Origin of the sequence: Methylotuvimicrobium sp. KM2 (assembly GCF_038051925.1) — a bacterium.
Lineage (GTDB): Bacteria > Pseudomonadota > Gammaproteobacteria > Methylococcales > Methylomonadaceae > Methylotuvimicrobium.
In genome coordinates this window covers 2618006-2630046 of sequence record NZ_CP150634.1, presented here as the reverse complement: position 1 = coordinate 2630046, position 12041 = coordinate 2618006, and the positions used below count along the sequence as shown (strand labels likewise).

Genomic DNA, 12041 nt, shown 5'->3' with positions numbered 1-12041 from the left:
CTGAAGGATCTTCCCCCATAAGCGCCAACTTAAGAATCTAAGTATTTGATTAAGCAAGACTAACGCCACCTCCCCGACCTTCAATAATGAGTTCCAAAACACGATCCGGTAAACCCTGAAGCTTTTTCTTGCGCGGACGTTCACAGAGGCTTTTTATGCAGTCGTCAATAAAGCGCTCATTTTTTGGAAAACAAGCCGTAAGTCCTGCCTTGATCTCATTGGCGATCGTGCGCCATAAACGCCAATGGGTAATCGAACGATCACCGTCCATTGTGGTAGCCGCCCGGCCGAATCGGCGCTGCGCTATTTTTTGAGTCACTGCAGCAAACAGTAACTTGCCGTGCAAATATAAATCCGCCAGCTTGCTGTCTTTTCGGGCGCGTAGCCGGTCGATATCAAGCAAGCTCTTTAGCCGCTTTATGACCAACTCCACTTGCCAGCGAACCCGGTAGAGCTCAGCGATTGATTTCGTGTCGAGCAGCGCTTCGGGGAGCGAAGTAAAAATCAACACCCAGCCGCTCAGCATCAAGGTCTTTTGGCTCGCCGTGCGACCTTTATCACGCGCGCGTTGTTTCGCTTTGCGGCGTGCTTGCGCCGCCTGTTCCGGCGGTAACGGCATCGCATGCACCACGCCTTCAATACGTTTGTCTTGATGGCACAGATAAACCGGTATCGCACCCGGCTGACCATTCAAATCGCGTATGCGCTGTTCCCAATCGATTTTAACACCTTTCGGTTCGTTGCACCGTTCGTAAAGCGTCATGCTGTGTGGATTGTAGCGCAGTACGACGTGGCCGCCGCGATCAATGAGCGGGACTAAAGACTTCGGTTGGTTGTAGCCTCGATCCAGCAACGCGACATCACCTGCAGTCAACTGATAGTGATCCAAGCTCTCGCCAACTTTATCGGTCGTGACGTTGACCTCGCGGAGTGTCAAGCTCATCAAGTCGATCGCCACATGCAAGCGATACGTTGTTTCTTTCGCGCCGGGTTCTTGCACGGTCGAACCGTCAATCACAATGAAATTCAAGGAGCCATTGTTAATCTGTTTATCCAATCCGAACACACGCTTCAGTAACGACTTGATCCACGCCACGCAGGCCGCCAGTCGCTTGGTCACCGCCGTGTCGCTCAAATAGCCTTGAAGCTTGGCAACTTCGCCGGCACAGCTGCGCAACGACAAGTCCAGTCCGCAATACAACAGGACTAACTGCAATAATTGCAACGGTGATCGGATTTTCCGTGCCCGTGCAAACGCCTGTAATTCATAGGCCTGCTCCTGGAAATCTGCTGGAAGCTCTTGCAAAAAGTCATCAAAAAGGGTATCTGTTAGCTGTGGCTGCTTCATAGGGATTTTCACTTTCGTCGGTAAAAATACTCTATGTTGTGGCCACATCTTGATTTTTCAACTGTGAATCAATGCCTTGCGTCTTAAGTTGGCGCTTATGGGATCTTCCCCAAGGTACTACTTCTAATAACTCCACGATGATTCCGATTGTGTATAACAAATTATTGTCCCGACCGGGCTAACATACGGCTTTTTCTGCTTTATTGTCAAGAATGCTGCTTCAACGCTAGATGTTCTAAACGGTATACCCTATTTTTCATTCATGATAAACCGATCGGGATAATTCCAAAGCCACGTTTTGAATGACCGCAATTACCAACTCAAGCGACAGTCAAACATCTAAATTAAGAGACCGGTTTGGGTCGTATGCGAACCCTCGGCACATAAAGCAAGTAACCATCCACATAGGAGTTGCTGTAAGGTTTAGCAAAGCGCCGACCGGCGGAAGGTTTCGGGATAGCTGCCTGTTAGTTCAGCAATTCCCAGTTTGAGCATTTTCGCCGATCTTAGGGTATGGGGTATGCCTGTCGAGGAACGCCGTAAACCCATCCATGGGGGCTTGGCGGCAGCTCCCTGCTGCCGACATCCTCGCCAAGCACACCCCAAACCCTTTTTGATCCCCAAATTGGGAATTGCTGCTGTTAGTTTGAGTATAGATGCTTGATTGCAAGTCCTGGTACCGTTTTGCGTCGCCTTTCCAAGGCTCCTCGCAATGACAGTAGTAATCATTTAATCCAGATCGTTTTGGCATTCACAAACTCGCGAATACCATGATGCGATAACTCACGCCCATAACCGGAACGTTTGATACCACCAAACGGCATCCGCGGATCGCTTTTTACCAAGCCGTTCACAAATGCCGCACCGCATTTTAGCTGCCGCGCCACGCGTTCACCGCGCGCGTTGCTTTGCGTCCAGACACTGCCGCCTAGGCCGAAGTCGTTGCGGTTGGCAATAGACACAGCATCATCTTCATTCTTGGCGCGAATCACGATTGCGACCGGGCCGAACAGTTCTTCGTGCCAGGCACGCATACCGGGTTTAACATGATCAATAATGGAGGCTTGGTAATAAGCACCGCTGCCGGCTTCCGGTGCACAACCGGTGACAATCTTCGCGCCCGCCTCGATGCTTTCAATCACCTGCTTATGTAATTCATCGCGCAGATCGTGGCGCGCCATCGGTGCTAGGGTGGTATCTACACTCATTGGATCACCCGTACGCAGATCTTCCACAGCGGCTTTGAATTTTTCCAGAAATGCATCGGCAATCGCATCCACCACGATAAACCGCTTGGCCGCGATACAACTTTGGCCAGCATTCATATAACGCGAGGTCACACCCTGCTTTACCGCCAGTTCCAGATCGGCGTCGTCCAGCACGATAAAGGCATCCGACCCGCCCAATTCCAGAACGGATTTTTTAATATTCGCACCGGCTGCCTCCGCCACCGATTTTCCGGCCGGCTCACTGCCGGTCAGGGTTACAGCCTTGACCCGTGGATCATCGATCACACCACGGACCTGAACTGATCCGATCATCAGTGTCGTGAAGACCCCCTCGGGAAAGCCGGCCTCCTTAAACACAGATTCAATTGCCTGCGCACACTGCGGCACATTCGAGGCGTGTTTCAACAATCCGGTATTACCCGCCACCAGTGCCGGAGCCGCAAAGCGAAAGACCTGCCAGAATGGGAAGTTCCATGGCATCACCGCCAGGATGATCCCCAACGGCTGATAAGCGACCAGGCTCTTGGCGGCGTCGGTTTCGATATGTTCATCTTCGAGGAACCCCGGCCCGTGTTCGGCATAGTACTCACATACCCAGGCACACTTCTCGATCTCACCGCGCGATTCCTTGATCAGCTTACCCATTTCCCGGGTGATGATCGTGGCCAACTCTTCCTGACGTGCCAGCAAGACCTCCGCTGCCTTATGCATCAGCGCACAACGTTTTTTGATCGGCGTGTCGGCCCACGGCCCGGCTGCCAGTTCGGCAACATCCATTGCCTTGGACAACCGGGATGCTTCCCAGTTGTCCAAGGTTAGTATAGTGCTACCGTCAACGGGGTTGATTGCATGAAAGGCCATTGGCTGCTCCCTGAGTCAATAAAAGTTTCCTATGCTGCATTATTAAATGGACTTGGATTCAATATTACGAAATAACCATGAAGAGTAACGTGACACGAAGAATTAGATCGTCGATTTTATAGCCTTTTCTTCATTGTCTTCATGATGTATTCGCCAATACTTTCAAAGTTTAAGAGTCGTGGAAAACTGAAACATTACAAGGCAAAATTCAAAAGAGTCAGTCCGACCCATACGAAACCGATCGTTGTTATCGCAAAACTGACAATCGTATAAGCTTTCCAAATGGGTTTATCCCAAAAATTGGGGTCGAAAGCCGCGATAACGAAAACGCCGGGATTGGTCATGCCGCCGATGACGACAAGCCAGCAGGCCAAAACCGGCAGCGGAATTTTTACCGCATAAAAAGCCAAACAAAACAATGCCATCAGTACAAAATCGACATGGGCTCTGACCATCGTTTTATAGTCTTTTAGAAAGCCGCCGTCTATGCCTTCGATAGGAAACCATTTGGCAAAGGTCATGAGCCATGCCGAGGCCAATACCGCGAAAATCATCAACACGGCTCCGATTAATAATATTTCCATGTTATTGCTCTTTAGTTTTAAGTTAAATATAATTTTTGTAGCCGAAACTATTCGGTCCGCTTCTGTTTTGCGGATAGGGGTTGTTAAATCTATAAATGCATTTTTTCCACGAAACACACGAAAATATTCAATTAGTTATACTTTCCAAGTGTAACTATTCAGACCCCCAGTCCACTGGAGGCAATTTTGGAATCGGCCGACCGGTTCGCTGATGATCAATGACTACTGCCAAATAAAGCCAAGGGGATTGCTGTCTTTTACGACAGGTTTCGATCACGCTGATTAAAATGGCGAATACCCGCGAGCCTTGTTCGGTGCGAGTGCCATAGCTGATGCGTCTCAAAATCACCCAGTGCCGCAGTGCCCGCTCGGCTTCGTTGTTGGTCAACGGCAAATGATAGGATGCAACGACCTGAAAGATCGCCTCCCAATCATTGAGCATTTCACCGGCCAGCTCACGCGTCTTTTTATGCGTTGCTTCGCGCAGGCTTTCGCATAGCGCTCGATAGAGCGCCAGTGATTCTTGAAAGGTTTCCGTCAACAGTTTGTCGGGTGGGTCGACACGGGCCTCTCGAATCGCGTTCATCAGTGTATTCAGCAACGCTAGTGTTTGTTTGCCGAACTGGCGTGCCACAGGGTCGAAACTCTCTTCCAGCCCTTGGGCTTTGCGCAGCAGATGCGCCCAGCAACGCACGCGATTCGGGTATCTGCGATAGGCTTGGTAGCCATCGCTCATGAGCCAGCCCAAGTAATCCGAGCCCAAGAGGTTCTCGAGCAATTCGGCACTGCGGTAGGCAATCCAGTAAGCAGTCACGGTATCCGTACTGAACACCCACAGCCATAAGAAGGTCGTCAGTTCCATCCAAGACGTTTCATCGACATGCAGTAATTGACTATTGACCACGGCGTCAATGAGTTCGTCTTCGATCGGCAGCGCCGCCGCGCCGCTTTCATGCAGGGTGTTGTTGATGGTGCCGACACTGAGACTTAACCCTAACCAATCCTGCAAGAATTCGCGGATGCGCTCACGGGATAGCCGCATGCGATAGGCCAGACACACAATCAAGGCGGCTAAACCCGGCCCGACCAGGCGCCATTCGCTGCACACGACGTTCGGCAAACTGCCGTGGGGCACATGACGATACGGTTCGCCTCGCGTCACATGGCCGCAGTGACACGTCGCTTCATAATAGGTATGCCGCGTCGTGATCAATCTCAAGCCCGGATCGTTCGCGTCAGCCCAGGTGAGGTCAACGGTATCAAAAGCGGTATACGCTTTTTGCTGACTTGTCGTGAACACAGTACCGCAACACGCGCAAAGCTCGGGACGATGGTCTTGATAGTCGGTCACCGGCAGGACTTGCTGTCTACCGAAGCCTTGCGCACCAGGCTGCTTACCGGGTTTACGCACATCATCCGAAGCTTGAGACGAGTCGGTTTGAGAATCTTGTTTGGATTCTTTAGCAGGTGGGGCGGAAGATGTGTTATCTGCCTCCTGGTCCGGCGTGTCTTCGCCAGCGTCTATCGCATCGGTATCACTGGCTGTATCGTTCGCCTTATCCCACGGTGCTTCACTACTGGGTGGCCGGGAGCTATTGCGCGAGTTTTGCTTCAAGCGCTCGCGTGCTTCCTTGAGATCGTTGAGCAAGCGAATCGAAAGGCGACGCAAATCCTCTTCCGGTAAGTCCAGAAGCCTGTCTTCATCCAGTTGGTTTAGGTCATGATCGCTCAGTTGCATGGTGCACAGGATACGTCTTGGCGGCTTGAAAATACAGTTTTTTAGTGACTGATTGGATGATTTTTGTAATGGGGGGGGCTGAATAGTTACTTCCAAGTTACTCACCCAATGGGTGATTCAAGAAACTTATGTAACCGTATGATTATTTTTTGTGTATCTCCTGATTTTCGTGGATTGACTGCCAAATTTACTGTGAAAGATCGTAAATTTTGATTCATTATCTAATTTTTCGATATGCAAAACTCCGTTCTGGTAATGCCGGTTCCGGAGAGGGGGCGGTTGCTCGATCGATAGGCGTCGGCGGCAGGGACAGCCGCCGTCGAGCCTACATGGACGTATTCACCCAGCACCTAAATAAGTCATGATTTTAAATCATTGCCAAAGACCTATGGAATTCATCCAGCACCTAAATTAGTCATGATATTAAACATAGCCAATCGGCTATGGAATTTAGGTGCTGGATTTAGGTGCTGGGTTCACGGCGTCCTGTCGGGCGAGTGACCGCACCCTCCCCACCAGAGAACTTTCATTTGCCGGGGCGATGGCGAGGCCTTCATGAACGTTAGGTTAAAGGTTCGAATACATAGCCTAAGAAAGGGCGACCTGCCTATTTGCTATTGGCTTTTAGATTATTTTGCTAAAAATCCATATCAAGGAAGATGCAAGGACCGATTTTCTATCGCTAGTGCCGCCTCGTGCAAGACTTCCGAGATGGTCGGGTGCGCGTGTATGGTTCTGGCTAGGTCTTCGCCGCTGGCTGAGAATTCCATCGCTAGAACCGCTTCGGCAATTAATTCGGAAGCATTGGCTCCGATGATATGGATGCCTAGAATTAAATCGGTTTCCGCATGCGTGATGATTTTGACCAAACCTTCGGTTTTGTCGATCGATTCGGCGCGGCCATTCGATTTCAATGTAAATGTACCGGTCCGATATTTTTGTCCAATGGCTTGTAGGGCTTGTTCGGTTTGTCCGACCCAGGCGATTTCAGGATCGGTGTAGATGACGCTCGGCATGATGTTATAGTTGATCGGATTGTGCCGGTTGGCGATGTGTTCGGCGACGAATACGCCTTCTTCTAAGCCTTTATGCGCCAGCATCGGCCCGAGTAAGGTCAAATCGCCGATCGCATAAACGCCGGGAACCGTCGTGCAGCAGTTTTCGTCGACATGGATATATCCGTTTTCATCCAAAAGCAGTTCGGCTTCGGGGGCTGCAATATTTTCCGAATTAGGCTTTCTACCCGTGGCCACGATCAGTTTGTCGAGTCGTAGCGTATGGCTGCCTTCCGGATTTTGATAGTCGACGACGACCTTGTTATTAGTTTTTTTAGCCGAGGTGACGCGAGCTCCCAAACGTAAATCCAAGCCTTGTTCGGAATAGATTTTATAGGCTTCCGCAGCAATTTGGTGATCGACGATTGGTAAAAAAGATTCTTGCGCTTCTAACAAAATTACTTCGGAACCCAAGCGATTCCATATTCCCGCAAGCTCTAGGCCGATGACGCCCGACCCGATGATTCCGAGTCTTTTGGGGATGCTGGTCATATTCAGCGCATAAGTCGTATCGACGATAAACTCGTTGTCGATCGGCGCGCACGGTAGATCGATGGAGGTGGAGCCGGTTGCTAGTATTATATTGGGGGCATTGAGTTTGATTGGTTTGGCACCGTCGGCGGGAGTCACGCTGACTTGGTCGGCGTTGAGCAGCTTTCCTTGCCCATGATAATAGTTGATTTTTTTTTCGGCGAAAACATTAAGGATCTGCCGGCTTAATCGCGCTATCTTTTCATTTTTGCGGTCTATCATTTTCGGCAAGTCCAGTTTTATGTTTTCGACCGATATGCCATGATCGGCAAGCCCATGCCGCATTAAATCGAAGATCTTGGCCGACTCGAGCAGTGCCATCGAGGAAACGCAACCGGCGTTGATATAAGTCCCGCCCAGACTTGGATCGCCATTGATATTGGTCCAATGATCAACACAGGCTGTTTTCAATCCTAATTGGGCGGCGCGGATCGCGGCGACATAGCCGGCAGGGCCGGCACCGACGACAATAACATCATAAGTTGATTCGGGTTTTGACATGACAGTGAACCGTTTATATGTTTAGCAATAAGTGCGCTGGAGATTCCAGGCATTCTTTGATGGTGACCAAAAACTGCACCGCTTCGCGGCCGTCGACCAAGCGATGATCGTAAGATAAAGCAAGGTACATGATCGGTCTGACGACTATTTGTCCATTTTCAACGACGGGTCGATCCTTGATTGCATGCATGCCTAAGATCGCGCATTGCGGCGGATTTAATATCGGGGTCGATAGCATCGAGCCGAAAATGCCGCCATTGGTTATCGTAAACGTACCGCCGGTCAGGTCTTCAAAACTAATGTTGCCTTCTTTGGCTTTTTTGCCGAAATCGGCGATATTTTTTTCGATACCGGCAAAGTCTAATTGATCGGCATCGCGAAGAACCGGCACAATCAATCCGCGCGGTGTACTGACCGCGATGCCGATGTCATAGTAGCCGTGATAGATGATGTCGTTACCGTCAATTGAGGCATTGATAGTCGGAAATTTTTTCAAGGCCTCGATCGATGCTTTGACGAAAAAAGACATGAAGCCCAATTTGATATTGTGCGTTTGCTCGAAGCGGTTTTTATATTGGTTTCGTAAATCAATCACATGATGCATGTCGACTTCGTTGAAAGTCGTTAGCATCGCGGCGTTTTGTTGCGCTTGCAGCAAGCGTTCGGCAATCTTTGCTCTAAGTCGAGTCATTGGGACTCGTTGTTCGGGTCTTAATGCAGCCGGAATCGTGGCCGGTTTTGAATCCGTTTGCACGGATTCCGGCGGTGTTTTTGTCCGAGGCGAGGTTTCGAGAACCGGTTCGTCCTGCAAATATTCGAGAATATCGTTTTTGGTAATACGACCGTGTTTTCCCGAGCCGCTAATAGCCGAGGGGTCGATATTTTTTTCAACAACGAGCCTTCGGACCGCGGGGCTCAAAGGAATGTTGGCCGATGCGGCTTCCGGTTCTTTTTCGGCGGTCTGTTGCGGCTCATTGTCGGCATCGCTTGCAGGCGGAGCGGCGGTCTCTTCAGTCGCGGTCGCTTGCGGATCGATGATAGCCAGCACTTCGCTGCCGACAACAATGTCGCCGTCATTTTTCAGGATTTTCGTTAAAACGCCTGATTCGGGCGCAGGCACTTCGAGCACGACTTTATCGGTTTCGAGATCGACGAGATTTTCGTTTTTTGTGACTCTATCCCCGGGTTTTTTTTGCCAGTTAATGAGTGTGGCATCGGAAACGGATTCAGGCAGATTAGGAACGAGGACTTCAATGCTCATGTTATTTTCCTGTGTGTTTTCCAAATAAAGCGGTGTTAACAACTTGTTGCTGTTGTTCAAGATGCTTCTTGAAATTGCCTACGGCGGGTGCTGCGGATGCGGGGCGCCCGGCGTATTGCAGATTGATTTCGGTTGCCAACGTATCGACGAAATGGTGTCGGATCTGATACCAAGCACCTTGATTTTTAGGCTCTTCTTGACACCAAATCAAGTGTTCCAAATTCGGGAAGCGTTCGATTTCTTGTTTAAACCGATTATTTGGAAACGGGTACAGCTGTTCTATCCTGACAATGGCAACATGGTCGAGTTCGTGCTCCCGTCTGGCTTCCAAAAGATCATAATATACTTTGCCTGAACATAATATCAGTCGGGTTACTTTATCCGGTTTAATAGGGTCTATTTCGCTGATAACCGTTTGGAATCGCCCTTTAGTGAGGCATTCCAGTGTCGACACGGCGAGCTTATGACGCAATAAGCTTTTCGGAGTCATGACGATTAACGGTTTACGATAAGGGCGGAGTAATTGCCGGCGAAGTAGATGAAAGATTTGTGCCGGAGTCGTCGGTGCGCAAACCTGGATGTTTTGTTCGGCACAAAGCTGAAGATAGCGCTCCAGTCGGGCGGAGGAATGCTCGGGGCCTTGTCCTTCGTAACCGTGCGGCAGCAGCATCACGAGACCGCTCAAACGCCCCCATTTGGTTTCGCCGGAACTAATAAATTGATCGATAACCACCTGGGCTCCATTGGCGAAATCGCCGAACTGTGCTTCCCAAATTACCAGGGTTTCAGGGGCGGTAGTACTGTAGCCGTATTCAAAACCCAATACGCCTGCTTCGGAAAGTAACGAGTCGTAAATGTAAGCTCGGCCTTGTTCGGAATCCAGGTGATTGATCGGCAGATAAGTTTTGCCGTCAATTTGGTTATGTAAAACGGCATGTCTGTGAAAAAAAGTACCGCGCCCCACATCTTGCCCGGTCAAGCGGACATTGCGTTTTTCCAGTAGCAAGGTTGCATAAGCCATGTTTTCGGCAAATCCCCAGTCCAGCGGTTGAGCGCCGGCGGCCATTTTATTTCGGCTGTCCATGATTTTGGCAACTCTGGGGTGTAATTCGAAACCGGTCGGCAGGCACTGTGACTTTTTATTACAGAACCGAAGTACATCGAGCGATACCGAGGTTTTACAAGAAGCCGTCCACTTGGCGTGATGGTATTTTTCCCATAGCGCCGAGTAGGAATACACCTTGTTACTGAGAACCGGCCTGGAGACTACCATCCCGGCTTCCAGCATCGAAACGTAGTCGTTTTCGATATTTTGATCTTCTTCCTGTGTGATCAATGCTTCGGATATAAGTTTTTGGGTATAGATTTGGCGTGTGGTCGGATGTTTGCGAATTTTTTGATACATCAATGGTTGGGTCGTTGCCGGTTCATCCGCCTCATTGTGGCCTAGTCGCCGATAGCATATTAGATCGATGACAATATCCCGATTAAAAGTCATACGGAAGTCCAAGGCAAGCTGAGCGACGAACGACACGGCTTCCGGGTCGTCACCATTGACATGGAAGACCGGGATTTGCGCCATGCTGGCAATATCGGTGCAGTAATAGGTCGAACGGGCATCAAGGGGGTTGCTGGTGGTGAAGCCAACCTGGTTGTTGATGACGACATGAATAGTTCCGCCGGTAGAATAGGCACGGGTCCCAGCCATGTTTAAGGTTTCCATGACAACACCTTGTCCGGAAAATGCGGCATCGCCGTGGATTAAAATAGGTAGGATGGTGTTGAAGCTATTGGGACCGTAACGATCTTGGCGTGCTTTAACCGAGCCTTCGACGACCGGATTGATGATTTCCAAATGCGATGGGTTGAAAGCCAACGTGACATGAATGGGTCCGCCGGGGGTGGCGATATCCGAGGAAAAGCCCATGTGATATTTAACGTCGCCGGAATTCATGCCGGGCGTTGATGTGTGCATCCCTTTGAATTCCTCGAATAAAACGCTCGGATTTTTTCCTAAGATGTTGACCAGGACATTTAAGCGGCCGCGATGGGCCATGCCGATGACGACTTCTTTGATTTGCTTATCACCGCCGCGTTGCACGATATTATCTAAAAAAGGGATCAGAGACTCGCCCCCTTCCAGAGAAAATCTTTTTTGCCCTACGAATGTACGGTGCAAGTATTTTTCGATGCCTTCCGCCGCGGTCAGCTGCTTGTGGATGGAGAGTTTTTCTTCGGCTGTTAAGTTTGGCTTGGCGCGGGTGCCTTCAAGACGGTTTTTGATCCAACGTTTGACATCGGTATCCACGATATGCATGTACTCGCTTCCGATGCTTCCGCAATAAATTTCTTTTAATCTACCTAGAATTTCTCTGAGCGGAAGTCTGTCTTCTCCATATAGGGTACCGGTATCGAATAACGTATCCATATCGAGCTCGGTCAGTCCGTAATATGCAGGCTCAAGATCCGGAACGGAAGGAATCGATTTATTCAGTGGATTATTGTTGGCAATTTGATGGCCTCTAACCCGGTAATGATTGATAAGCCGCGCGACCGCAGATTGTTTTTTTACGCTTTCTTCGGTAAAGCCTTGCAGCTTAGCTAGACGGCCTTGAGATTGCTGGGCTAGGTTGGCGAATCTGTCAACAATCGGGCTATGGATGATTTCCTGTGCCATGCCGTTATGCAGCTTCTTAAATGTGTGTCTCCAACTCGGGTCGACCGAGTCGGGGTTTTGCAGATATTTTTCATATAAGTCTTCGATAAATACGGCGTTTCCGCCATAAAGTGCGGAAGATTCTTGAAATAACTTGAGGAGGTCGCTCATGGATGATTTCCGTTTAATCTGAAGCTGATGCCGATATCTTAGGGGGAAAATGCTATATTACCAAGTAGTAAAGTGCCGTTGTTATAAAAAATCAGCCTACATGACT

Annotated in this window: 7 protein-coding genes; all 7 read right to left on the bottom strand. The window is 49.7% G+C overall.

Translation table 11 applies throughout. The annotated features are described in order from the left end of the window. Positions 1 to 49: 49 nt before the first annotated feature. The 7 genes from WJM45_RS11140 to WJM45_RS11110 all read right to left on the bottom strand — a co-directional run bounded on the left by WJM45_RS11140 (position 50) and on the right by WJM45_RS11110 (position 11935). Positions 50 to 1348, bottom strand: coding sequence for a transposase (locus WJM45_RS11140; RefSeq protein WP_341325178.1), 1299 nt, complete (start codon positions 1346 to 1348; stop codon positions 50 to 52). 725 nt (positions 1349 to 2073) lie between these two features. Then, complete coding sequence (locus WJM45_RS11135) at positions 2074 to 3438, bottom strand: NAD-dependent succinate-semialdehyde dehydrogenase (RefSeq protein WP_341325177.1); 1365 nt, start codon at positions 3436 to 3438, stop codon at positions 2074 to 2076. Between the two features lie 194 nt (positions 3439 to 3632). After that, entirely contained in the window at positions 3633 to 4022 is a 390-nt protein-coding gene (locus WJM45_RS11130) for a hypothetical protein (protein ID WP_017839332.1), read from the bottom strand. Between the two features lie 154 nt (positions 4023 to 4176). Continuing rightward, the gene (locus tag WJM45_RS11125) at positions 4177 to 5760 is read right to left on the bottom strand and encodes an IS66 family transposase (protein WP_341325176.1); all 1584 of its coding nucleotides are present in this window, start codon (positions 5758 to 5760) and stop codon (positions 4177 to 4179) included. Between the two features lie 650 nt (positions 5761 to 6410). Beyond that, positions 6411 to 7847 (bottom strand): dihydrolipoyl dehydrogenase, encoded by a 1437-nt coding sequence (gene lpdA, locus WJM45_RS11120; protein ID WP_341325175.1) that lies wholly within the window; start codon positions 7845 to 7847, stop codon positions 6411 to 6413. A 13-nt stretch (positions 7848 to 7860) separates the two neighbouring features. After that, positions 7861 to 9108: a 2-oxoglutarate dehydrogenase complex dihydrolipoyllysine-residue succinyltransferase gene (gene odhB, locus WJM45_RS11115; RefSeq protein ID WP_341325174.1), complete on the bottom strand. Its 1248-nt coding sequence runs from the start codon at positions 9106 to 9108 to the stop codon at positions 7861 to 7863. Between the two features lies 1 nt (position 9109). Next, complete coding sequence (locus tag WJM45_RS11110) at positions 9110 to 11935, bottom strand: 2-oxoglutarate dehydrogenase E1 component (protein ID WP_341325173.1); 2826 nt, start codon at positions 11933 to 11935, stop codon at positions 9110 to 9112. Positions 11936 to 12041: the final 106 nt, after the last annotated feature.